This window comes from Streptomyces ossamyceticus (genome assembly GCF_001418475.1).
Classification (GTDB): domain Bacteria; phylum Actinomycetota; class Actinomycetes; order Streptomycetales; family Streptomycetaceae; genus Streptomyces; species Streptomyces ossamyceticus.
Genome location: NZ_LIQX01000181.1, coordinates 1 through 22,963, shown reverse-complemented (window position 1 = coordinate 22,963; position 22,963 = coordinate 1). Strand labels below are relative to the sequence as shown.

Sequence of the window (22,963 nt, the reverse complement as noted above, 5' to 3'; positions counted from 1 at the left end):
CACCCGGCCGCCTCGTCCACCCCCGTACCCGCCGCCCCGCCGGTGTCGACCCCTGAAGGAGACCAGTGACTGTCACGCGATCCGAGACGCCGTCGGAGGAGTTCGATGTGATCGTCGTCGGCGGGGGCCCGGCCGGGTCGACCGTCGCGTCGGCCGTCGCGCTGCGCGGCCACCGGGTGCTCCTGCTGGACCAGCAGACCTTCCCCCGCTACCAGATCGGGGAGTCGCTGCTGCCGTCGACCGTGCACGGGGTGTGCCGCATCCTGGGCGTCGAGGACGAGGTCGCGCGGGCCGGGTTCAAGCTCAAGCGCGGCGGGACCTTCCGCTGGGGCCGCAACCGGGACCCGTGGCAGTTCTCCTTCGCGCTGTCCCCGCGGCTGTCCGACCCCACGTCGTTCGCCTACCAGGTCGAGCGGAACCGCTTCGACGCGATCCTGCTGGACAACGCCCGCCGGGTCGGCGTGGACGTACGGGAGGGCTGCCGTGTCTCGGACGTCGTCGCCGACGAGGAGCGGGTGCGGGGCGTGCGCTGCACCGGGCCGGACGGCAGGACCCGGGAGGCGCGGGCCCGGTACGTCGTGGACGCCTCGGGCAACACCAGCCGGATCCACACGCACGTCGGCGGAAAGCGGACCTACTCCGACTTCTTCCGGAACATCGCCGTGTTCGGGTACGTCGCCGGGGGCAGGCGGCTGCCGAAGCCGAACGACGGCAACATCTTCTGCGCCACCTTCGACGAGGGCTGGATCTGGTACATCCCGCTGCGGGACGAACTGACCAGCGTGGGCGCGGTGGTGAGCAGGGAGCACGCGGCGGCCGTCCAGGGCGATCCGACGGCGGCCTGGCGGCGGCTGATCGACTCGTGCCCGGAGATACGGGACCTCGTCGACGGCGCCCCGCAGGCCGGCGAGGCCCCCTACGACGAGGTCAGGGTCCGCAAGGACTGGTCGTACTGGAAGACCCGGCTGTGGCGGCCCGGCATGGTGCTGGTCGGCGACGCGGCCTGCTTCGTCGACCCGGTGCTGTCGTCCGGCGTGCACCTGGCCACGTACGGGTCGCTGCTGGCGGCCCGGGCGATCAACAGCACCCTGGACGGCACCCTCGACGAGGCCCGCTGCTTCGGGGAGTTCGAGGCCCGCTACCGGCACGAGTACGGGCTGTTCTACGAGTTCCTGATGTCGTTCTACGACCTGCACCAGGACGAGCGGTCGTACTTCTGGAAGGCCCGCAAGGTCACCAACGTCGGCGCGACCGAGCTGGAGTCGTTCGTGGAGCTGGTGGGCGGGCTGGCCTCCGGGGACGCGGCGCTCGCCGCGCCCGCCGAGGCGGGTGCGCGGCTGACCGCCGCCTCCTCGGACCTCGACCGGGTCGTGGGCCGACTCCCCGACTCCGACGGCCACCGCAATCCGCTGTACGAGTCCGCGGCGTTCCGGCAGACCTTCCACGAGGGATCGGTGCTCCAGGAACGCGGTCTCCTCGGCGGGCCGCTGGAGCAGGAGGCGCCGCTGCTGCCCGGCGGCCTGGTGACGTCGGAGGACGGCCTGGGGTGGGCCGTCACCGCGACCTGAGGCGGCGGCCCCTCGGGGAGCGTGGGCCGGATACGGCCGCGCAGCCTGATCGGCGGCCCCTCAGGGAGTGCGGGCCAGATACGGCCCGTGCAGCCGCCGGTGCAGCCGGGTCGCGGCGGTCGCGGCCAGCTCGTTCGCCGTGTCGCGGGCGACGGCGGCGCGGCCGGCATCGCCGAGGCTTTCGGCGAGCCGGGCCTGGCCCAGCCAGTTGTAGGGGCTGTGGGGGCTCAGTCCGGCGCGCTCCCCGAGGAGCCGGCCTGCCAGGTCGGCGCGTCCGGCGCGCAGGGCCGACTCCAGGAGGGTGCGCTGGACGGCGTCCCGCTGGGCGTGGCTGCCGCCGAAGGTGTGCACGCGGCGGCGGAGCGGCCACAGCAGGTCGACCACCGTGTCGTGGTCCCCTCGGACGTACGCGACCAGCGCCTCGCCGACCGGCAGGCCGATCTCGGCGGTCATCGTGTGGTTGGTGGTCCGGCGGGCGTCGTCGTGTTCCAGCCAGCGTCGCCGTTCGGCGAGGAACGCGTCCGCCTCGGCCAGCCGGTCCGCACCGGCGAACGCCATGACGGCGTGCACGTCGTTGAAGGCGTAGTACGGCGGGTCGGCGCGCGCCGCCCAGGCGTCGGCGAGGGCCTGCCAACGGGCGTCCTGGTCCAGGTCCGCGAGGAGGAACCGCCACAACAGGGAGGCTGCGTCGAGGAGTTCCATGACGAATCCGCTGGAGTCCTCGTGGTGCAGTACGGCGTCGTAGATCCGGGTGGCCGTGTCGGTGTCGCCGGCCTCCAGCGCGTAGAGGGCGTAGTGCCACCAGCTGTGCACGGTGAGGAGGGTGCCGCTCGCCCAGTCGTCGAGTCGCGCGTCGAGGTAGTCGATGCCGTCGGCGAACCGGCCGCGCATCTCGTGGACGTGGACGACGGCGTGGATGGCCCAGACGTCACGGGGGTTCTGCTCCACGGCGGCGAGGGCGACCTCCTGGGCGCGGTCGTAGTGCCCGGACTCCTCCAGCCCGAACGCGTACATGCCCATCAGGGGCCCGCGGTGGGGGTCGTCGGCGTCCCAGGCCGGGAGCGCCCCGCCGATCCGGTCCCGCAGCCGGGTCGCGTCGCCGGTGAAGAAGTCCAGTTGGTGGCCGACCGCGAGGGCCAGCGGGTCGCGGGGGTTGTCCACGACGAGTTCTTCGAGGACGTGGGCCGCCGTGCCCATGTCGCCGCCGAGCCAGGCCTCCGCCGCCGCGAGGTGCATGCGTTCCCTGCGGGGCAGCACCGAGCGGTCGAGGCCGGCGGCGTACGCGGTGAAGCGGCGGCGGGCCTCGGCGGCGTCGCGCGGCTCGGTGCCCAGCACACCCAGGTAGGCGGAGAACGCCCGGGCGAGCGGTGCCGTGGGGGATGCCGCGACGGCGTCGGCGACGGCGGTGGGGAACTCGGGGCGGAAGAACAGCAGCCCCTCCACGGCCCGGTCCAGATGCGCCGCCGCCTCGGCGGTGCACTCGAACAGGGGGTTGCCGTACCGATCCGTCACCATGGCGGCTCCACTCCGGGGCGTGTGCGGTGGGGGTTGGCTCACCCCCGGGTGGCGCGGGGCCCGCGCCACCCCCATCAAAGCGAGCGGCGCTCCGTCCGGTCCACCGGGAACACGCGGAGCGACGCGCCTCGCCCCCGTGCGCCCCCGGTCGGCGCCGGTCGGCGGAGCGCCGGAGCCGGGTGCGTCGGCCGTCCGAGCAAGGGGGGCCCTGTGTGTGTCCCCCTCCCGGTTCCGCGCGTCGCATACGCCAACGGCACTGTCGCCGCCGTGCGCGGCGCCCCGCGCCCCTCGGGCACCCCGGCGTGAACCCGTCGCCGGACGGTGCTTCCCGGACCTCAGGATGGCGGAGACCAGGGCGCATCCCAGGGCTTAAAGGGACATTCGCCGGGAAATGCTGATCCCCGAACGGCTGTGTGAGGCCTGCCGGTACTCCACGGCGGTCCTCGACTGCCGGGAGCCGCCATCGCCGGTGCACACCAGAGGGGGCCGCCTGCCGTGCGTACGCCTTTGTATCTGCGACCACGACTGGAACCACCGCTCGACGCGTTACTGGAAGCCGCGCCCTTCCTGCACACGCTCGCCGACTCGCTCGGCTCACCGCTCAACGTCCTGCTGCCCGACCGGATCGCCGACAACGCGGCCGGCTTCCGCGCCGTCTACCGCGACCACCGTCTCGGCGGCCGGGTGTACTACGCGCACAAGGCCAACCAGGCGCACAGCCTGGTGCGGCGGCTGACGGCGACCGACCCGGCCGCGGTGGGCATCGACGTCGCCTCGCTGGGCGAACTGCGGCACGCGCTGGAGTGCGGCTTCACCCCCGACCGGATCATGGCCACCGGCCCCAAGGACCCCGAGTTCCTGTGGCTGGCCGCCCGCACCGGCGCCCGCGTCAACCTCGACTCCCCCGCCGAGCTGGACCAACTGGCCGCCCTGGTGCGCAAGTACGGTCTGCCCCGCGCCGACGTCCTGCTGCGGCTGTCGGAGTTCGAGTCGTCCCCGTCCGCGGCGTCGGGCACCCGGGTCCTCTTCCGCCGCAGCCGCTTCGGCTCGCCGGTGCGTGAGGTGGACTCCCTGGTGGACGCGGTCGAACAGCACGCGGACGCGGTCCGGTTGACGGGGGTCGCCTACCACCTGGACACCACCGGCATCGCGGAGAAGGCCGTCGCGCTGGAGACCTGCGTCGCCGTCATGGACGCGTGCCGCGCCCGCGGCCTGGACCCCCGGGTCATCGACATCGGCGGCGGCTTCGGCGTCGGGTACGTGGCCGACGCCGCCCAGTGGGAGCGCTACACCACCGAGCTGGCCGAGGCCGTGCTCGGTACCCGCCCCGCCCTGACATGGCGCGGCCACGGCTACGGGATGCGCAACGAGGGCGGCACCCTGCGCGGCGCTCCGGCGCTCTACCCGGCCCACCGCCCCACCGCGGGCCCCGGCTACCTCGACGAACTGCTCCGTCACCCCGCCCCCGCCACAGGCCGCCCGGCGGCCACCCTGCTCCTGGAGCACCTCTACGACCTGGCCGTCGAGCCGGGCAGGGCCCTGGTCGACCAGTGCGGACTGACGCTGGCGCGGGTCCTCGACGTACGCCGCGCCGACGCGGACTCGGGCGACCTGCTGGTACGGCTCGGGATGAACGCCGGGGACGTCAGCCTGGAGGAGCACGGGGTACTCGTCGACCCGGTCCTCGTCCCCCGCCCCGGAGCGCGCACGGACGCCGACGAGGGACCGGTGGGGGTCTATCTCGCGGGCAATCTCTGCCTGGAGGCCGATCTGATCACTCGCCGCAGGGTCCACCTGCCCCGGCCGCCGTCCGTGGGCGACCTGTTGGCGTTCGCCAACACCGCCGGATACGCGATGGACTTCCACGCCCACCGTGCGCAGCGGCAGCCGCTCGCCCGCACGGTCGCCGTCACCCGGGAGCGGGACTCCTGGAGGTGGCGTCTCGACGAGGAGTACTGGCCGATCACGGAAGCGGGTGGACCGGTTTCATGAGGTACGACAGCATCACGGAGGCCATCGGCAACACGCCGCTGGTACGGATCGACCCGGCCGTGCACGGGCTGCGCCACATCGACCTGTACGCCAAGCTGGAGATGCTCAACCCGTTCGGTTCGGTGAAGGACCGGGCCGCCTGGCACATGGCCGGGCCAGGACTCGCCGCGGCGGCGGAGCGCGGCGCGACGGTCGTGGAACTGTCGAGCGGCAACACCGCCAAGGCCCTGGCGCTGTTGGCGGGGATGCACGGGCTGCGCTTCAGGAGCGTCACCAACCGGATGCGGGTCCCCGAGATCAAGGACCTGCTCCTGCTGCTGGGCGCGGAGATCGAGGAACTGCCGGGGCAGAGCGAGTGTCTCGACCCGACCGACACCGACGACCCGCTGACCCGCTTCCACCAGACCCTCACCGGCCCGGACGACACGTATCTGCACACCGACCAGTACTTCAACCCGCGCAACACCGAGGCCCACGCGGCGGGCACCGGTCCGGAGATCGTCAAGGACCTCGACGGCCGCGCCCCCGACTGGTTCGTGGCGTGCGTGGGCACGGCGGGCTCCTCCACCGGCGTGGCCCGCGTCCTGCGCGAACACGACCCCGGTGTACGGGTGGTCGGCCTCGTCGCCCACAAGTCGGACTTCATCCCCGGTATCCGCACCATCGACGAGGTGCACCAGGTGGGACTGTTCGACCCGGCGACCTACGACACGATCGAGTCGGTGACCGCCGACGAGGCCATCGACGGGATGCTGACCCTGATCCGCCGCTGCGGACTGCTGACCGGCCCCACGGGCGGCGCCGCCTTCCACGGCGCGGTACGCCATCTCCGCCCGCTGGACGCCGGGTTGGCGGAGGGTGAACGGCGGACGGCGGTCTTCATCGTCTGCGACCGCGCCGAGAGCTACCTCGGGTACGTACGGCAGCGCCGCCCCGAGCTGCTGGGCCGGACGGCCCGCCGGCACTCGGCGTCGGCGCTGTCCGACGCGGAGGTGCGGGCGGAGGCCGCGGTGATCGACGCGGCGGAGGCACGGCGGTGGATCGAGGACGGCGCGCCCCGGCCGCTGGTGGTGGATCTGCGCGGGCCGCAGGCCTACGCGGCGCTGCACATCGACGGGTCGGTCAACATCACCGACGAGCTGTTCGAGGAACTCGTCCGCGGCGGCCTGCCGTTCAGCAAGCGGCAGCCGGTGCTGCTGGCCTGTCCGGTCGGCGAGAAGTCGGCCCGCTACGCGGCGCTGCTGACCCGTATGGGCCATCCCGACGTCCGCAGCCTGTCCGGCGGGATCGTCGCGTGGCGCGACGCCGGCGCCCCACTGGTGAGGGACTGACCCATGCCGGGAACGGATCTGGAGGAGCTGGCCGACTGGCAGCGTGCGGTGCGGGAGCAGTTCCCCATCATCACCGCGCACCCGGACGTCACCTACCTCGACAGCGCGGCCACCACACAGAAGCCGCAGGACGTCCTGGACGCCGTGCAGACCTATCTCACGACCGCCAACGCGAACGCGGGGCGGGGCGGTTACCCCTGGGCGAACCGCACCACGGCCCTGGTGGACCGCACCCGGCGGCGCGTCAAGGAATTCCTCGGCGACCCCGCGCCGGACCTCTCGGGCGTCCACTTCACCGGCGGTACCACGGAGGGACTGCGGACGATCGCCCGCGACTGGCTCGCGGACCTCCTCTCGGACGGCGACGAGATCCTCGTCCCCTTCGCCGACCACCGGGCCAACCTGGACCCCTGGCTGGAGGTCCGGGACCTGCTGGCGCGGCAGGGCGTCACCGTACGGGTCAGGCCGCTGCCGTACCAGGAGTCGTCCGGCGACTACGACCACCGGGCGCTGCCCTCGGTGATCGGGCCGCGCACCCGCTTCGTCGCCGTCACCCACGTCCATCACGTGTACGGCGGCGACATGAACGTGCACCGCGTGCGCGAGGCCGTCGGCCCGCACGTACCGATCTGCCTCGACGCCGCGCAGAGCGTCGGGCACCTCCCCCTCTCCATGGACCGCCTCGACGTGGACTTCGTGGCGTTCTCCGGGCACAAGGCCCTGGCCCTGCCCGGCTCCGGGGCCGTGTGGGCCCGCAACTCCCCCGCCCGTGGGCCGGAGTTCCGTCCGGGCGGCTGGCAGGGCACCCCCAACACGGCGGGGATCGCTGCGCTGGAGGCCGCGCTGGACTGGCTGGACACCACCGGCCCGGACCGGATCGCCCGCTGGACCAGGGCACTCACGGCCCGCTTCACGGAAGGGTTGCGCCACCTCGCCCCGTACGAGGTCCTCGGCTGCCGGGCCAGCCTGGCCGCCGACTCCCCGGTCCAGCGACGCCACGACATCGTCACCTTCCGCCACCGCGACATCCCCTCGGACGACCTGGGCTTCATCCTGTACAGCCACGGCTTCATGGTCCGCGCCGACAACCTCTGCCAGGCCGGCACCGACAGACGGGACGGCTCGGTACGGGTGAGCGTGCACGTCTACAACACGGCGGGGGAGATCGACGAGTTGCTGGGTGTGCTGGCGGGGCTGACGTAGCGGGGCCGCGCACCCGGCATCCCGCGTCCCCACCCACGCGAATGGAAACCGTTTCCAACAACCGGTAGATTTTGATCACAACCGGCGGCGCGAGACGGAGGAGGCGACGCGAGGCCATGGGCGTGAGCATGGAGACGGCCGAGGTGTGGATCGACCGCTGGGAACGCCAGCAGCAGCACTACGCCGTCGCCCGCGAGGAGCGGTTCACGGTCATCGCCGACATCGTCGAGCACGTCACCACCGACCGGACCCGGCCGCTCCTGCTCGACCTCGGCTGCGGCCCGGGGTCGATGGCCGCGCGGCTCGCCGCACGGCTCCCGACCGCCGAGATCGTCGCCGTGGACATGGACCCGCTGCTCCTCGAACTCGGCCGCACGCACCACGCGAACGCCGCCCGTTTCGTCGACGCCGTCGTCGGCGAAGCCGGCTGGACCGACGCCCTCGGCCTGGACCGCCCCCTGGACGCGGTCGTCTCCACCACCGCGCTCCACTACCTCTCCGAGCGGACCCTGCTGCGTACGTACCGGAGTCTGTTCACCCTGCTGCGGTCCGGTGGCGCCCTCGTCAACGGCGACCATTTCGCGTTGGACGACGGCCGGTGCTCGGACCTCACCTCCGTGGTGGGCAGCCGGCGAGCCGAGCGGTCGCGCACCCGCGAGCACGAGGACTGGCGGTCCTGGTGGGCCGCGGCGGCCGAGGACCCGGAGCTGGCCGACCTGTTCGCGCAGCGTGAGAAGCGGCGGGCCGCGTCCGGCAACCATGAGGGCAACGACAACGATCTGCCCCTGGCGTGCCACGTCGAACTCCTGCGCGCGGCGGGCTTCGCCCACATCACGCCTGTCTGGCAGTACGGCGACAGCCATGTCCTGGTCGCGCTGAAGGACTGACCGTTCCGGCGCACCGGTCCTTCCGGCGCCCCGCGCGGGGGAGGAGGCTCAGCCGATCTGAGGATGCGTGGGGCGAACGTGCCCTCGGGGCCGGCGGCGCGGCCGACGGACCACACGCTCGCCGTGCCCGGTACAGGTGCCAGCCGCGGCATCGAGGAGCCGCCCTCCCCGGCCACCTCGGGTTCGCCGTACTCGGTGAACGTCTGCCCGTTCCAGGCGAGGAAGGCCGGTCCGGGTACGAGGGGCACGCCGCCCGGCGGGCCCCACTTCTGGGAGCGGGCCACCGACGCCCAGCCCAGCGCGCCGGACGGGGTGGACGCGAGTGAGGTGACCGCGCCGAAGTCGGCCGGCACGGTCACCCGGCTCCACGTCTGCCCGTCGAAGCGGGCCAACAGGGGCGGGACGGGCCGGCCCGGCGGCCCGCCGATGAACCCGGCCGTGCCGCCGGCCCACACCTCGGCCGGTGAGACCGCCGGCACGGTGGACACGGCGGACCTCGGGAAGCCGTCCACGACGGTCTGCCGCCATGTCTGCCCGTCCCCGTTCGACACGGCCGCGCTCGCGCCGGTGGCGCCCGCGGCCCACACGTCGTGGCCGCCAGGATGTGCAGGCCGTACACGGCTCCCGGCGGCACGGGCACGTCCCGCCGGACGCTCCCGTCCCGGCGGAGCAGTACCTGCGTGCCGTCCCGCGAACCGATCAGCCAGGTCTCACCGCCGCCGGCGACGACCTCGCTCAACACGACACCGCGGGGCGGCCGGCGATTCCCTCGGGTAACCGGCGAGGTGGTCCCGCACCACCGAAGCGAAGTCCGGGTCGGGCTCCAGCCCCAGCGCGGCGGCGCGGGAGTGGTCGAAGGCGGACGGCCACGAGCCCACGATGGCCTCGACGGCGGGATCAGGGGCGACGGTGACCAGGTCGGCGACGGCGTCACCGGCGACCTGCCGCAGCGTGGCGATCATCTCGGCGACGGAGACGGTGAGCGCCGGAAGGTTGACCGGCAGTCCCCCGTCGAGTTGCCCCGGTCCCGTGCCGCGCTCGACCTCCGCGAGGAGCAGCAGGGCCGCGACGGTGCGGCGGGGCGAGGCGAGGGTCACCCGCAGGTCGGGCCGTACGGGGCAGACGGCGGGGAGGCCCGCGAGGGGTTCGCGGATGATGCCGGAGAGGAATCCGGAGGCGGCCGCGTTCGGCTTGCCGGGCCGCACGGCGACGGTCATCAGGCGGGCGACCCGTCCGTCGACAAAGCCGCGCCGGGTGTGGTCCGCGATCAGTTGCTCGCAGATGAGTTTCTGGATGCCGTAGCTGGAGCGTGGCGTGGGCAGGGTCGCTTCGCTGACGACGGGCGGGAGCGGCAGTGCCGGGTCGGGGCCGTAGACCGCCACGCTGCTGGAGAACACCAGCCGTGGGGTCGGCCCGCCGAGGACCGACTGGGTCCGGGCGGCCTCGAGGAGGGCGCGGGTGGTGTCGAGGTTCGCGCGCATCCCGAGGTCGAAGTCGGCCTCGCACTCGGCGGAGACGGCGGCGGCGAGATGGATGACCAGGTCCACGGGCGCCGCGAACACGGTGTCGAGCCGATCCGCCAGCTCGCCCGGTACGACCTCCACGAGCGGGTCGGACGCCAAGGGCTCGCCGTCCGGCACGACCCGGTCGGCGATCACCAGGCGCTCGATCGGCGCCCCACCGAACGTCCGCCTCTCCAACAACGCGCCTGCGACCAGCCGCCCCAGAAAGCCGAAGCCCCCCGTGATGACGATCCTCATGCGATGCCTCCCCGGTGCCTGGTTGCTCGGATCTGGAGTGCAGCATGCCAAGGATGGCTCCCTGCAAAGGCTAAGACCGCCTCAGATCGCCGCTGAAGCAGCCGTGTGGTTTCCATCCGGTCCCCAAGACCGCGCCCCGGGCTGCTGCTGGCGGAGGTCGATGCCGTGGGCGGCGAACCAGACCTTCGCCCGCCCGACGAAAGCGGCAGCCGTCGCGCCCTTCTGCGCCCCTGCCATCAGGGATCCGGCCGACCGTCGGTGATCCGTTGCGCGGAAGGTCAGCCCGGACCCCGCGTCATGAGGCTCGGCCAGGATCGTGACCCCCTTGGAGTTCCTTTGCTTGAAGATCGCGTCGATGTCGTCGGGTCCACCGTCCCGCCGCAGCCGGGCTCGCTCAGCCGTAGCGGATCAGTACCGGCCGTTCCGTGACGCGCACCGTGTCACGGTGGTCGACCTCGCGGCCGGAGTTGTCCAGGTACTCGATGCTGCGGGCGCCGGTACCGGCGCGGGTGTCGGCTGTGCCTGCGTGGGTCCAGCGGATGCGGGCCGTGCGGAGAGTGCCTCGTTCATCAGGGATGAGGAATTCGCATTGCCATACGTTCTCGGGCAGGGCGATCTGGAGGCCGTGTCCGCAGGAGCGGAGGTATGCGCGGGCCAGCCACTGCTGGAGGCGGGCGACGAACAGGCCCGCCTTGGTGGGTGGTTGGCCCTCGGCCTGGAGGACAACGGGGATATTGCCGTTGCCCCAGGCGTAGAAGTACATGCGGGCCAGGTTTCGCTTCCGTGCGTACAGACCCGTCAGATAGAAGCGGACCGCGTGGTTGGCCGCTCTCTCTTCCTCCAGCGGATCGTTCAGCGTCACGGTCTGCGTGGTGCCGGTGCTCCACAGCGGCAGGTGGTACCCCGCTCGCTGGAACGTCCGGTCGACATCACGCACCGCCTCCAGCATGGTCTCCGGCGGGTCGTTGAACTGTCGCTGGTACAGCTTGATCCCCGCCGCGTCGCAGTACTGGTAGCCGCCCGACTCGGCGAACCGCAGCAGGTATTCGTGTGCCTCGGCCGTCCACAGCTCGGTGATCGAGGGACACACCACGGTCGCGTCCGGGTCCGCCTCCCGGATGACGCGGCTCGCCCGCCGGGTCATCTCGACGAGCGTGTCGACGCTGCCGTTGTAGTGGTGCTCGTGGTTGGCCATGACCCACAGCTCGTACGCGTCGATACGAGCGCCCGCGTGCCTTACGAGAGCGCGTACGAGCGCCTCCCAGTCGTCGAGGTCGTCCGGCGGCGCCGCTCGGGAACCGTCCGGATACGCGGCCTTCCGAGCGCCCGGGGCGGCCCAGGCGGGCGTACCGCCGAAGACGAACAACGTGGGCAGGCCCTCGCGTTCGGCGCCGTCGAGGAGCCGGTCGAGCGTCGACCAGTCGTACTCCCGGCGTACGGGTTCCAGCTGGGCCCAGCGGGTCTCGCTGTCCCACAGCCTCAGCGCGCCGGTCCGGAAGGACGGCATGGCCCCGCTGAAGCTGTTCATCGTCACGCCGAACAGCTCCGGATCGACGGGACTCGGTGTCTGCTCCCAGCTCGCCGACCCGGCCGGCACCGGCACGGCCGCCGACGGGGCCACCTCGTACGGGGCGCTCCCGGCGGCGGTGCAGAGAACTGCCAGTGCCATGACAGTGGCCAGGACGAACCTCACGCCCATGGGCCGCCGCAGCCCGAAGTCCGGCGTCCGCCCGGCATCCGGCCTCTGCTCCTGCCCCGGGCCCGCTTCCCGCGTCGGTCCCACTTCCCGCGTCGGCCCTTGCCCCCGCTCCTGCCCTGTCGCGGCTTTCCAGCAGCGCAGCAGTGTGTTGAGCTCGTCCGCGTCGGCTCCGCACTCCTTGGCGATACGGACGACGAGGCCGTAGTCCGTCGGCAGGCCCTTGCCATTGCAGTACCGGTGAAGGGTGGAACTGCTGATGAAGACCCGCCGTCCCAGCTCCTGGTAGCTGAGGCGGCTTCGCCTCTTCAACGCCTCCAGAAGGGCGGCCAACTCCTGGGTTTCCCGTATGCCGTCCAAGCCGTCCAACCCCCGTGACACCTGGCTCCGTCCCCGGTCCAGCATTCCACGCCCGTCCCAAACCGTCTGTATCACAACAGGTCAACGGGGCGGCCAACGTCCCACGCCGACTTGAGACGCGAGATCACTGGCCCTCGGCCGAAGCGGAACAGCACAGTTGATCTCGCTGAACGAACGAGCAGGAGAACGAGCAACAGAACGGGGACGAACCACATGTCACGAGTCCGACGCGTGCTCACGGCCACGGCCATGGCCACCACGCTCACCGCCACGCTCGCCGGTGGTACGGCGGCCGCCGCCGGGATCAGCGCCATGGGGCAGGGCGACAAGTGCACGTACAAGGAGCAGAGCATGCCGCCCAAGCTCAGCCACAAGGGCGCGGGCGACAAGAAGTACAACAACGGCGTGACGGAGAATCACGGCCGTGTCCTGATCCTTTCGACCGGCAAGTGGCCGGACTACTCCGCGGCCCGCCTCAGCGGCAAGGTGCGCAAGGGTGACCGTGTGTGGGTCGACATCAGCTACGACGAGGGCAAGAACTGGCAGGGCTGTGGCGGTGTCAGCACCGACAAGAAGAACAAGCAGTTCTACTCCAAGTGGTACCGCCACTCCGGCAGCGGCGTGAAGGGTCGCGTGATGCGTGCCTGTGCGCGTACGACCATGGGCGCCACGGACAACGGCAAGCGTGTCACCTGGTGCGCGAACGTCGGCGATGTGAAGACGCCCAACGCCAACAGGTTCTGGTGGTCGGACTAGTCTGACCTCGCGCTTTCAAGAACGCGCTCGTCTACGCCGACCGCCTCGGAAGCCGAGCTTCTCGCGGTTGCCTACCTGCCGGTCGCCGGCTCGCGGCTCACCCGGGCCACATCCGGACAAGGGCTGAGGGCCTTCAGCCGGGCTCCACCTTCTCGCCGGGGGAGAGAGACAACTGGCCGTTGTCGGGGAGAAGTTCAAGGACATTGACACCCATATGCCCTGAAGCAACGTCTCACCGTCATCGGCCACCAGCACATGATTCACAGGGGGAACCGTGCTCCGCATTCACTTCAGCGGTACCGATCTCGGACGTGTTCGTGTGGCCTCACAACCGGACGTAATGTGGGAAATGGTCCTAAGTCTTCACCAACTTGTCCGCCCGCACGCCTTCTTCGCGCCGTGGAACCGGCTCGCCCGCAAAGCGCTGACCAAGGCGGAAATAGGCCAGGACGTGCACCTTCTGACCACCCTCGCTCCCAACAGCTCCTACTTTCCCGACTTCCTGACGCCATCGGGACACATCACGGTCCTCGGCTCCGGTATCGACAAAGTAATGTCCACTGGCAGGCAGCGCCTGCGCGCTGAGATCGGCCGGCTCGTCGACAGCCGGCCGTATCCGCCGTCCTGGCTCGACGACATCGGCGCGGGCCGGCCTCGTGCCCTGCGCAGGCTCGGCAACGCACTTCACCGCTATCACGCCACCGTCATGGCCCCCTATGCCTCCGACGCGGCGGAGCGCGCCGGTCGCGAGGCGGCCCGCTTCGCGCGAAGAGCTCTTGACCAGGGCAGTGAAGCCCTGCTCGGCAGCCTCGGCCCCTCGGCGCGCTGGCGCCCTCCAAAACTCGAAGTGGACTATCCGGTGACCCGGCATCTCAGCCTCGACGGGCGCGGTCTGCTGCTGATCCCCAGCCACTTCTGCCACGACCATCCGATCGCACTCGCCGATCCCGAACTGCCACCCGTCCTGATCTATCCGGTCGCCCGGGGTCCGCTGTGGATTCCTTCAACGGCCGAACTCGGGCCGGGCGGTCGGGGACTCGATGAGCTGATCGGTTCCACTCGTGCCGCCGCGCTGCGTTCCCTCGACACCGCCCACAGCACCACCGCACTCGCGACGCGCTTGTGCACCTCCGCCGCCACGGCCAGTCGGCACGCCGCCGCGCTGCGCCGAGCAGGCCTGGTGGTCACGGAACGGGCCGGCTCCTGCGTGCTGCACACCCGCACGACTCTGGGAACCTCCCTGGTGCACGGCCGCTGAGCGCAAGCCCCTTGCGGCGGAACGCAAAGGGTTCGTTCACCACCCCGAGGTCCCTAGCGTCTGTGTCACGAATTCCGGCTCCGGAAGGAAGCGTGAACGCAATGACAGTGAAATTCGCCTGGCCCACACGGAAGACCGCGGCGGCCGCCGGCATGACGGCGATGCTGGCGATCGCTCCCCTGCTCATCTCCACGGACGCCCAGGCCCTGGGCAACAACCGCACCGTCGAGCGCAGTTGCGGGAAGAACTACGTGTCCAGTGGCTTCACAGGGCGCCAGAGCTGGGCGCAGACCCAGAAGTCGTCGGGTGACTGCGCCGGCCGACTGAGCGCGGCTCTGGTCAGGAGCGATGGCGCCTGGACGGCCCGCGTGTACGGCAACAGCAGTTCCGCCTACGCCACCCACAACTCCACTTCGTCGGCCCGGAACGGCCTGCACTGGGGCTGTGACGCCTGCAACGTGACCTATTCCTGACGTGCGCAAGGCGACGATCATCGTCGCGGTGATTCTGGCCGCCGTCACGGGCTGCGCTCCGGCGCGCCCGGACGGCGGCCAGGAAAGCTCCGGCGACATCCCTCTGCCAGGACAGGACTGGGCACTCAAGGACGGAAAGGTCAGCACGGCCGAATACCGCACGGCCATGGGCCGATTCATCTCCTGCGTCAGAGACGCCGGCTACCCCGTCAGCGACCCCGTACGCAGCCCGGCGGACAACCTGACCCTGATCTACGACATGACTCTCAAGGGCAAGCCGAACGTCTTCAACAAGGCCGTACAGCGCTGCAACACCGCCCACCTGTCACTCATCGAACCCACCTTCGTCGAGGCACACACCCAGGTCATGGCCACACCACTGCGGGCAGCGGTCAGCGACTGCCTGCGGCACAAAGGCGTCGCACTGACACACAGGGAGCACAACTTGATGGACTTCGCCTCCTCGGCCCAGAGCGAAACGAAGGTCGTGGACTGCGTGACAAAACGATGGACCAAGGTCTACCCCACCCTGCCGGCCGCGGTACCGCTGCGCTTCACCGCGTGGCGCTAGGGTGCGGTGCACCAGCAGGGCACCCTAGCCGCTGTCCCGAGGCATCGACACCAGCCAGATCCGAACCGTGCGGCGTCGGACCACAAGATCACGGCCGCCGGCGCAGCGCTCTCCGTCCGCCTCGGCGTGCTGCGCGCTCCTCGCTCGCCGCCGAGCCCGATCGTCGCGACCCGCTGACCCCGGTCCAGAACGCCGGCCCCCGACTGGACCCCAAGAATGATCAAGGGCTGGTTTCGGATGCCTCCGAAACCAGCCCTGACCTTCGACTTCGTAAAGTCGGGACGACAGGATTTGAACCTGCGACCCCTTGACCCCCAGTCAAGTGCGCTACCAAGCTGCGCCACGTCCCGTTGCCCGCCTGACCTGGGCTTTCCCCTGGCCGAACGCGCACGGAAACAATACCGCACTCGGGCCGGTGATCGCGCACCCGTTTATCGCGGCGGCGGCCGGCCGGGGGGTCGGCTCGGCGGTGCCGAGGACTCGTCCACGATCACCGCTTGACCTCAACTTTGGTTGAGGTAGCACGCTGCCCTGCATGACGACCATGACGGAACGTACCTACGGCTTCACGGATCTGCCCCGGCTGATGGCGCTGATGACGGGCGCCGAGAAGCACGGCCCCGCCGCGACGTCCACGCTGGACGCGCTGTGGGTGCTGTACGACCGGGTGCTGCGGGTGGGGCCGGAGCGGCTGGACGACCCGGAGCGCGACCGGTTCCTGCTCTCCAAGGGGCACGGGCCGATGGCGTACTACGCGGTGCTCGCCGCCAAGGGTTTCCTCCCGCTCGAGTGGCTGCCCGGATTCGGCTCGTACGACTCGCCGCTCGGCCACCACCCGGACCGGGTGCTGGTGCCGGGCGCCGAGATCGGCAGCGGCTCGCTCGGCCACGGCCTGCCGATCGCGGTGGGGACGGCGCTCGGCCTGCGCGCCCAGGGTCGGCCCGATCCGGCGGTGTGGGTGCTCATCGGGGATGCCGAGCTGGACGAGGGCAGCAATCACGAGGCGATCGCGTTCGCGGGCCCGGCCGGGCTCGACCGGCTCCACACGATCGTGATCGACAACTCCTCCGCCAGCCACGCACGGCCCGGCGGCATCGCCGCGCGGTTCGAGGCGGCGGGCTGGTCCGCGGACACGGTGGACGGCCGTGACCACGAGGCGCTCCACGCCGCGTTCACCGCCCCGCATCCGGGCCGCCCACGGGTCGTGGTCGCCCGTGTGGAGCCGAAGCACGCGCCCGCACCCAGCCGGACCTGACCGGGCCGGCGCTCTCCCGCGACGGCCCTGCACCCAGCCGGACCTGACCGGGCCGGCGCTCTCCCGCGACGGCCCTCTTCTCCCCTCTCATACCTCTTCCGAAAGGACACTCCGCACTCATGGACACCATGCGGGAACGCTTCGCCCCTGTCGTCACCCGGTTGCTCGACGAGGACCCCAGGGTCGCGGTGGTCCTCGCCGAGATCGGCAGGGACGGCTTCGCGGAGGCGGAGCGACGACATCCGGACCGGGTCGTCAACGTCGGCATCCGGGAACAGCTGCTGATCGGCACGGGCGCGGGCCTGGCGCTGACCGGGATGCGGCCGGTGATGCACACCTTCGCCAGCTTCCTGGTGGAGCGACCTTTCGAGCAGGTGAAGCTGGATCTCGGGCACCAGGACGTGGGCGCGGTCCTGGTGAGCGCCGCCGCCTCCTTCGACTGGCCCGCCGGCGGCTACACGCACATGGCACCTGGCGACGTGGCCCTGCTCGACACGCTCGACGGCTGGACGGTGCATGTGCCGGGCCACCCCGACGAGGCCGAGGCGTTGCTGCGGCACGCGGTCGGCGCGGGCAAGACCAAGGACGACAAGGTGTACGTCCGCCTGTCGGTGCAGTCGAACGAATGTGCGCTGGCGGTGGACGGGCAGCGGTTCCTCACGGTGCGCGAGGGGCGCCGGGGGGTGGTCGTCGCCGTCGGGCCGATGCTCGACGCCGTGCTCGCGGCGACGGAAGGGCTCGATGTGACGGTGCTGTACGCGACCACCATGCGCCCCTTCGACGCGGGCGCCCTGCGCCGGGCGACCGAGGCGGCGGGCACCGACGTGGTGCTGGTGGAGCCGTATCTGGCGGGCACGTCCACGGCCGCCGCGAACGACGCGCTCGCCGACGTGCCCCACCGCGTCCTGGGCCTCGGGGTCGGCCGCCCGAAACTGCGACGGTACGGACAGATCGAGGAACACGTGACCGCCCACGGCTTGGACGCACACTCACTCCGCAAGAGCATCGCCGACTTCCTGGACACACGGATCAACCGCCCGGCAGTCGGACCACGGCTCACGCCTGCGTGACGTGCATACGGGGGTTCGCCGAACAGCCCTTCCACCTCCGCGCAGACACCCCAGGCATGCCCGTCCTGCCCCGCCTCGGCCAGGGTGTACCGCGTGCGCCCACGACGGCGGTTGTCCTCGTGCACACCAGTCATGTCGAACGGCCCCTATTCGGCGGCCGGTATCCCCAGTTCCGGGTAGGTGTCGAGGAGTCGGCTCGGGGCTGCCTGGCGCCAGGAGTCGGCGAGGATGTCCCGTAGTTCCGGCTCGTCCTCCAGGACGGACAGCCGCACCCGCACCCAGGCGAACCCCGCCTCGTGGTCGGCGATCCAGAACTTCTCCGGCTCGGCCAGCACCAACTCGTCGCGCTCCTCCTTGGGGCAGCGCACGGCAATGGACGTCTCGTCCTCGGGCAGCGTCGCGAACATCTTGCCCGCGACCCGGAACGTGGGCATGTTCCACGCCACCTTCTCGGTGGTGTCGGGCAGCGAGAGGGCGACACGTCGTACGTCTTCAGCATCCGGCATGCGACGCACAGTAGCGGCCACCACTGACAATCACCCGGCGGGAGCCGCCGCCCCCGCGGTGTCATCGGCCGTCGGCCCGACCCGCTTGTAGTAGATCGACGTCGGCCGCAGGTTTCCGTGCGGATCCGCCGCGTAGTCGGGGATCGCCCCGATCCGCGTCCAGCCGGCCTTGGCGTAGACGTACTCGGCCGGGCTGCCGGTCTCCGTGTCGAGGTGGAGCAGGGTGACACCGGCGTCGAGGGCTGCCCGCTCGGCGGCCGAGAGCAGCGCCTTGCCGACGCCCCGCCCCCGCCCGTCCGGGTGGACCATCAGCTTCACCAGCTCGGCCCGGTGACCGCTGTTGGGCTTGTCCGGGAAGACGAGGCCCACCGTGCCGATCAGCCGACCCCCGTCACGCGCCACCCATACGCCGAGCTCCCCTGCCAGGGCCGCGTCGGCCCGCCCCCGCCACCAGGCCGTGGCCGCCGCGCGGTCGAGCGGGGCGAGAAAGCCGACGGAGGCCCCGTCGTTCACGGTGCGGACCAGCAGATCCGCCAACTCCTCCACGGCCGCCAGCAGTCGAGAGCGGTGGTCGAGCCGTTCGATCACGATCACGGTTCGACCACCACCAGCGCGTACCGCGCGTCCTTGGGACCCGAACACCTGAAGCGCACCGGCCCCCAGACCCTCATCCGCAGACAGTCCCCGGCGACCAGCTCGTACTCCATGCCCCGGTCCGTCACCGAGAGGGCGCCCGCCAGGACCCAGATGTGCTGTTCGAGGCCGGGGACGGACGGGCCGTCGTACGCGATGTCGGCGCCCGCGGTGAGCCGTCCCTCGACCAGTTCCCCACGCAGTCCGACGGCGGGCGGCGACACCGACCTCCGTACGAAGCCGGACGACCTGTCCTCCCAGACGGCCTGGTCGGCCGCGCGGACGACGGTGACGGGATCGGCCTCCACCTCGCTGAGCAGCTGGGACATGGTCCGGCCGTAGACGCGGCAGAGGCGGTTCAGCAGCGCCGCTGTCGGGCTGGTCTCAGCCCGCTCGGCGCGGGACAACGTCGAACGGCTCACCCCACTGCGCTCCGCCAACTCCCCCAACGACCAGCCCCGTTCGGCCCGCAGCTCGGCGAGACGAGCGGCGAGGCGGATGTCGACAGGGTCCAGCACCTCTTCCGCGATTCCCATATTCGGGATGCTATCCCAGAAACGAGACACCACGGAAGAGAGGCGCGCCACCAGCGCCACCAGCGCCACCAGCGCCACCAGCGCCCGACCTACCCCGCGGCCTCCCCCAGCGCCTCCAGCACCGGCTGGATCAGCGGATGCCCCTCCGCCCCCCGTCGCACCGCGGCGAAGACACGCCGGGTGGGAGCCACTCCGTCGACGGGGCGGACGACGACCGCGCTCAGGTCCATGCCGCGCAGGGCGGAGCGCGGCACGAGGGCCACGCCCGCGTCGGCGGAAGCGAGGGCGACGACGGCGCGGAAGTCGTCGGAGGAGTGCTCCATGCGAGGCTGGAAACCGGCGTTCTCGCAGGCCAGGACGACTACGTCATGGCAGGGGTTGCCGGGATACGGCCCGATCCACGGATCCTTCGCCAGGTCCGCGAGCGGCACCTCCTCGGCGTCGGCCAGCCGGTGGTTCAGGGGCACGACCGCGTCGAAGGGCTCGGCGTACAGCGGGACATGGGTGAGCCGGGGGTCGTCGGCGGCGGGTGCGCCCCGGTACTCGACGGCCACCGCTATGTCGACCTGCCGGTCCAGGACCATCGGGAGGCTCGCGTCCCCCTCGGCGTCCTGGACGCGGAGCCGGATACCGGGGGACGACTCGGCGAGCCGGGCCACGGCGGGCGCGACGACCTGGGCGATCCCGGTGGCGAAGGAGGCGACCGTGACCGTGCCGGCCGCGCCCGAGCGGTACGCGGCCAGCTCCGCCTCGGCCCGCTCCAGCTGGGCGAGGACGGCGTTGGTGTGGCTCAGCAGGATCTCGCCGGCCGGGGTGAGCCGTACGCCCTTCGCGCTCCGCTCGACCAGCCGGTGGCCGGTCTCCTGCTCCAACGCGGTGAGCTGCTGGGAGACGGCGGAGGGGGTGAGATAGAGCGCGGCGGCAGCCGCCGTCACCGTGCGGTGGTCGGCCACCGCACGAAGGATGTGGAGCCGCCGTGCCTCGATCATGGGACCGATTCTCTCAAACCGCCGCTTTTCCCCGAACCGGTCCGTGTGCCCGCCACCTCGGTCCGGTCAGCCCTCCAGCTCGGCCCGCGCCGCGACGAACGCGTCCACCGCCCGGTGCACGTCGTCCGTCGAGTGCGCCGCGGACAGCTGCACACGGATACGGGCCTGGCCCTGCGGGACGACCGGGTAGGAGAAGCCGATCACGTACACACCGCGCTCCAGGAGCAGCTCGGCCAGCCGCCCCGCCTTCGACGCGTCCCCGATCATCACGGGAGCGATGGGGTGGTCGCCGGGGAGGAGGTCGAAGCCCTCCTCGGTCATCCGGCGGCGGAACAGCGCCGTGTTCTCGGCGAGCCGTACCCGCAGGTCGTCGGCCGCTTCGAGGAGATCGAGGACCTTCAGGGACGCCGCGGCGATCACCGGGGCGAGGGTGTTGGAGAACAGGTACGGGCGGGACCGCTGCCGCAGCAGGGCGACGATCTCGGCGCGGGCGGCGACGTAACCGCCGGAGGCGCCGCCGAGCGCCTTGCCGAGGGTGCCGGTGATGATGTCGACACGGTCCATGACGCCGTGCAGCTCGGGGGTGCCGCGGCCGCCGGGGCCGGTGAAGCCGACCGCGTGGGAGTCGTCGACCATGACCATGGCGTCGTGGCGGTCGGCGAGGTCGCAGATCTCGCGGAGCGGGGCCACATAGCCGTCCATGGAGAAGACGCCGTCCGTGACGATCAGCTTCCGGCGGGCGCCGCCCTCGGTGGCCTCCTTCAACTGCCGTTCCAGGTCCGCGAGATCGCGGTTGGCATAGCGGAAGCGGCGGGCCTTCGACAGACGGATGCCGTCGATGATGGAGGCGTGGTTGAGGGCGTCGGAGATCACCGCGTCCTCGGCGCCGAGGAGGGTCTCGAAGACACCGCCGTTGGCGTCGAAGCAGGAGGAGTACAGGATGGTGTCCTCCTGGCCGAGGAACGCCGACAGCCGCGCCTCCAGCTCCTTGTGCACCTCCTGCGTGCCGCAGATGAAGCGGACGGAGGCCATGCCGTAGCCCCAGCGGTCGAGGGCCTCGTGCGCGGCGGCGACGACCTCGGGGTGGTCGGCGAGACCGAGGTAGTTGTTCGCGCAGAAGTTGAGCACCTCGCCGGGGCGGCCGCCGGCGGTGACGTTCACCGTCGCGGACTGCGGGGTGCCGATGACGCGCTCGGGCTTGTGCAGTCCGGCGGCGCGGATCTCGTCGAGGGTGGCGCGGAGGTCGTCGCGCACGGAGTCGAACATCGAAAGGCTCCCAAGGGTGCGGGCCCGGCGGTACGGGCCCGGAATTACGGATGACTTGCGCGGTCCGGTGGACGCCGGTCGCTCGCGGGCCGGGTGGCTCAGGCGGGCCGGTCGAGACCTGTCGCTCGCGGGGGCCGGTGGCTCAGGCGGTCCAGTCGAGGATGACCTTGCCGCCGCGTCCGCTCGCCGCGTCCGCGAAGGCCGCCTCGTGGTCGCGGTAGCCGTAGCGTCCGGTGATCACCGGGGCGAGGTCGAGGCCGCCCTCCAGGAGCACCGACATGGCGTACCAGGTCTCGAACATCTCCCGGCCGTAGATGCCCTTGATCGTGATCATGGAGGTGACGATCCGGGACCAGTCGACGGCGAACTCCTCGGACGGCAGTCCGAGCATGGCGATCCGGCCGCCGTGCGTCATGTTGGCGATCATGTCGCGCATCGCGGCGGGGTTGCCCGACATCTCCAGGCCGATGTCGAAGCCCTCGCGCAGCCCGAGTTGGCGCTGTCCGTCGGCGATGCTCGACGCGGAGACGTCGATCGCCAGGCTGACGCCGATCTTGCGGGCGAGCTCCAGCCGGTCCTCGCTGACGTCCGTGACCACGACGTGCCGGGCGCCGGCGTGCCGGGCGACGGCCGCGGCCATCAGACCGATGGGGCCCGCCCCGGTGATCAGGACGTCCTCCCCGACGAGCGGGAAGGACAGCGCGGTGTGCACGGCGTTGCCGAACGGGTCGAAGATCGCCGCGACGTCCAGGTCCACGGGGACACGGTGCACCCACACATTGGACGCGGGCAGCGCCACGTACTCCGCGAACGCGCCGTCGCGCCCCACGCCCAGGCCGACCGTGGCACGGCACAGGTGGCGGCGCCCGGCGAGACAGTTGCGGCACTTGCCGCACACCAGGTGGCCCTCACCGCTGACCCGGTCGCCGGGCTTGATGTCCACGACGTCACGGCCGGTGTCGACGACCTCGCCCACGAACTCGTGACCGACCACGAGCGGGGTGCGGATGGTCTGCCGGGCCCAGCCGTCCCAGGACCGGATGTGCAGGTCGGTACCGCAGATACCGGTCCGCAGCACCTTGATCAGTACGTCTCCGGGGCCGATCTCCGGCTCCGGTACGTCCACGAGCCAGAGTCCGGGCTCCGCCTTCTCCTTGACCAGCGCCTTCAACGCCACGGCTCCTGTGGGTGCGGTCCCGCGGCAGGGCATGACATGTACGCCCGTACCGGGGAGAGGGGTGGGATCACCGAGCAATCTGCCGTACGGCGGCCCCCTGGGTCCATCGAGGTTTTCTTAACCTCCGCCGCAGCTTTCCTTCACACCCCGCCCACCCCGAC

20 protein-coding genes and 1 tRNA gene are annotated in these 22,963 nt (G+C 71.5%); 11 read left to right on the top strand and 10 right to left on the bottom strand.

All coding sequences use genetic code 11. The features are described from left to right. Positions 1–65: 65 nt before the first annotated feature. A complete protein-coding gene (locus AOK15_RS15005; protein WP_055516849.1) occupies positions 66–1,568 on the top strand; it encodes a tryptophan 7-halogenase in 1,503 nt (500 codons plus the stop codon). 60 nt (positions 1,569–1,628) lie between these two features. Here AOK15_RS15005 and AOK15_RS15000 read toward each other — a convergent pair whose 3' ends face one another. Then, entirely contained in the window at positions 1,629–3,083 is a 1,455-nt protein-coding gene (locus tag AOK15_RS15000) for a tetratricopeptide repeat protein (RefSeq protein WP_055516847.1), read from the bottom strand. A gap of 495 nt (positions 3,084–3,578) precedes the next feature. On the opposite strand from AOK15_RS15000, the gene AOK15_RS14995 reads away from it, so the two are divergent. From AOK15_RS14995 to AOK15_RS14980, 4 genes are all read left to right on the top strand, one after another. After that, positions 3,579–5,075 (top strand): Y4yA family PLP-dependent enzyme, encoded by a 1,497-nt coding sequence (locus tag AOK15_RS14995; protein WP_240508438.1) that lies wholly within the window; start codon positions 3,579–3,581, stop codon positions 5,073–5,075. Further along, entirely contained in the window at positions 5,072–6,406 is a 1,335-nt protein-coding gene (locus AOK15_RS14990) for a pyridoxal-phosphate dependent enzyme (protein ID WP_055516845.1), read from the top strand. The genes AOK15_RS14995 and AOK15_RS14990 overlap by 4 nt, the downstream gene beginning before the upstream one ends. A 3-nt stretch (positions 6,407–6,409) precedes the next feature. Then, the gene (locus tag AOK15_RS14985) at positions 6,410–7,609 is read left to right on the top strand and encodes an aminotransferase class V-fold PLP-dependent enzyme (RefSeq protein ID WP_055516843.1); all 1,200 of its coding nucleotides are present in this window, start codon (positions 6,410–6,412) and stop codon (positions 7,607–7,609) included. Between the two features lie 116 nt (positions 7,610–7,725). Next, on the top strand, positions 7,726–8,496 hold the full coding sequence (locus tag AOK15_RS14980; protein ID WP_055516841.1) for a class I SAM-dependent methyltransferase: 771 nt from the start codon (positions 7,726–7,728) through the stop codon (positions 8,494–8,496). A 710-nt stretch (positions 8,497–9,206) separates the two neighbouring features. On the opposite strand, the gene denD is transcribed toward AOK15_RS14980, so the two are convergent. Together denD and AOK15_RS14970 are read right to left on the bottom strand one after the other, a co-directional pair. Further along, entirely contained in the window at positions 9,207–10,256 is a 1,050-nt protein-coding gene (denD, locus tag AOK15_RS14975; protein ID WP_055516839.1) for a D-erythronate dehydrogenase, read from the bottom strand. Between the two features lie 394 nt (positions 10,257–10,650). Continuing rightward, on the bottom strand, positions 10,651–12,321 hold the full coding sequence (locus tag AOK15_RS14970) for a helix-turn-helix domain-containing protein (RefSeq protein ID WP_055516838.1): 1,671 nt from the start codon (positions 12,319–12,321) through the stop codon (positions 10,651–10,653). 204 nt (positions 12,322–12,525) lie between these two features. Here AOK15_RS14970 and AOK15_RS14965 point away from each other — a divergent pair, with 204 nt between their 5' ends. The 4 genes from AOK15_RS14965 to AOK15_RS14950 all read left to right on the top strand — a co-directional run bounded on the left by AOK15_RS14965 (position 12,526) and on the right by AOK15_RS14950 (position 15,370). After that, entirely contained in the window at positions 12,526–13,068 is a 543-nt protein-coding gene (locus AOK15_RS14965) for a hypothetical protein (protein WP_157870255.1), read from the top strand. 274 nt (positions 13,069–13,342) lie between these two features. Continuing rightward, a complete protein-coding gene (locus tag AOK15_RS14960) occupies positions 13,343–14,326 on the top strand; it encodes a hypothetical protein (protein ID WP_063798986.1) in 984 nt (327 codons plus the stop codon). Between the two features lie 101 nt (positions 14,327–14,427). Continuing rightward, positions 14,428–14,799, top strand: coding sequence for a hypothetical protein (locus tag AOK15_RS14955; RefSeq protein ID WP_055516831.1), 372 nt, complete (start codon positions 14,428–14,430; stop codon positions 14,797–14,799). A gap of 1 nt (position 14,800) precedes the next feature. After that, a complete protein-coding gene (locus AOK15_RS14950) occupies positions 14,801–15,370 on the top strand; it encodes a hypothetical protein (protein ID WP_055516829.1) in 570 nt (189 codons plus the stop codon). A gap of 276 nt (positions 15,371–15,646) precedes the next feature. Here AOK15_RS14950 and AOK15_RS14945 read toward each other — a convergent pair. Further along, positions 15,647–15,720 (bottom strand) — tRNA-Pro (locus AOK15_RS14945). A gap of 185 nt (positions 15,721–15,905) precedes the next feature. On the opposite strand from AOK15_RS14945, the gene AOK15_RS14940 reads away from it, so the two are divergent. Both AOK15_RS14940 and AOK15_RS14935 read left to right on the top strand, forming a co-directional pair. Further along, positions 15,906–16,625 carry a thiamine pyrophosphate-dependent enzyme gene (locus AOK15_RS14940; protein WP_055516827.1) on the top strand — a complete coding sequence of 240 codons (720 nt, stop codon included), beginning with the start codon at positions 15,906–15,908 and terminating at the stop codon, positions 16,623–16,625. A gap of 119 nt (positions 16,626–16,744) precedes the next feature. Continuing rightward, entirely contained in the window at positions 16,745–17,695 is a 951-nt protein-coding gene (locus tag AOK15_RS14935) for a transketolase family protein (protein WP_055516825.1), read from the top strand. Between the two features lie 146 nt (positions 17,696–17,841). On the opposite strand, the gene AOK15_RS14930 is transcribed toward AOK15_RS14935, so the two are convergent. The 6 genes from AOK15_RS14930 to tdh form a co-directional block, all read right to left on the bottom strand. Beyond that, positions 17,842–18,201, bottom strand: coding sequence for an MmcQ/YjbR family DNA-binding protein (locus AOK15_RS14930; protein ID WP_055516823.1), 360 nt, complete (start codon positions 18,199–18,201; stop codon positions 17,842–17,844). Positions 18,202–18,231: 30 nt separating this feature from the next. Then, complete coding sequence (locus tag AOK15_RS14925) at positions 18,232–18,792, bottom strand: GNAT family N-acetyltransferase (protein WP_079058496.1); 561 nt, start codon at positions 18,790–18,792, stop codon at positions 18,232–18,234. After that, on the bottom strand, positions 18,792–19,370 hold the full coding sequence (locus AOK15_RS14920; protein ID WP_055516851.1) for a helix-turn-helix domain-containing protein: 579 nt from the start codon (positions 19,368–19,370) through the stop codon (positions 18,792–18,794). Before AOK15_RS14920 ends, AOK15_RS14925 begins: the two co-directional genes overlap by 1 nt. An 89-nt stretch (positions 19,371–19,459) precedes the next feature. After that, the gene (locus tag AOK15_RS14915; RefSeq protein WP_055516819.1) at positions 19,460–20,359 is read right to left on the bottom strand and encodes a LysR family transcriptional regulator; all 900 of its coding nucleotides are present in this window, start codon (positions 20,357–20,359) and stop codon (positions 19,460–19,462) included. 66 nt (positions 20,360–20,425) lie between these two features. Continuing rightward, a complete protein-coding gene (locus tag AOK15_RS14910; RefSeq protein ID WP_055516817.1) occupies positions 20,426–21,625 on the bottom strand; it encodes a glycine C-acetyltransferase in 1,200 nt (399 codons plus the stop codon). Between the two features lie 142 nt (positions 21,626–21,767). Beyond that, complete coding sequence (gene tdh / locus AOK15_RS14905; protein WP_055516815.1) at positions 21,768–22,796, bottom strand: L-threonine 3-dehydrogenase; 1,029 nt, start codon at positions 22,794–22,796, stop codon at positions 21,768–21,770. Positions 22,797–22,963 lie beyond the last annotated feature (167 nt).

Excerpts from the sequence above, each read along its gene's own strand:
- AOK15_RS15000 (WP_055516847.1), bottom strand. The coding sequence starts at position 3,083 with ATGGTGACGGATCGGTACGGCAACCCCCTGTTCGAGTGCACCGCCGAG.
- AOK15_RS14990 (WP_055516845.1), top strand. The coding sequence starts at position 5,072 with ATGAGGTACGACAGCATCACGGAGGCCATCGGCAACACGCCGCTGGTA.
- AOK15_RS14985 (WP_055516843.1), top strand. The coding sequence starts at position 6,410 with ATGCCGGGAACGGATCTGGAGGAGCTGGCCGACTGGCAGCGTGCGGTG.
- AOK15_RS14980 (WP_055516841.1), top strand. The coding sequence starts at position 7,726 with ATGGGCGTGAGCATGGAGACGGCCGAGGTGTGGATCGACCGCTGGGAA.
- denD (WP_055516839.1), bottom strand. The coding sequence starts at position 10,256 with ATGAGGATCGTCATCACGGGGGGCTTCGGCTTTCTGGGGCGGCTGGTC.
- AOK15_RS14965 (WP_157870255.1), top strand. The coding sequence starts at position 12,526 with ATGTCACGAGTCCGACGCGTGCTCACGGCCACGGCCATGGCCACCACG.
- AOK15_RS14955 (WP_055516831.1), top strand. The coding sequence starts at position 14,428 with ATGACAGTGAAATTCGCCTGGCCCACACGGAAGACCGCGGCGGCCGCC.
- AOK15_RS14940 (WP_055516827.1), top strand. The coding sequence starts at position 15,906 with ATGACGACCATGACGGAACGTACCTACGGCTTCACGGATCTGCCCCGG.
- AOK15_RS14935 (WP_055516825.1), top strand. The coding sequence starts at position 16,745 with ATGGACACCATGCGGGAACGCTTCGCCCCTGTCGTCACCCGGTTGCTC.
- AOK15_RS14930 (WP_055516823.1), bottom strand. The coding sequence starts at position 18,201 with ATGCCGGATGCTGAAGACGTACGACGTGTCGCCCTCTCGCTGCCCGAC.
- AOK15_RS14920 (WP_055516851.1), bottom strand. The coding sequence starts at position 19,370 with ATGGGAATCGCGGAAGAGGTGCTGGACCCTGTCGACATCCGCCTCGCC.
- AOK15_RS14915 (WP_055516819.1), bottom strand. The coding sequence starts at position 20,359 with ATGATCGAGGCACGGCGGCTCCACATCCTTCGTGCGGTGGCCGACCAC.
- AOK15_RS14910 (WP_055516817.1), bottom strand. The coding sequence starts at position 21,625 with ATGTTCGACTCCGTGCGCGACGACCTCCGCGCCACCCTCGACGAGATC.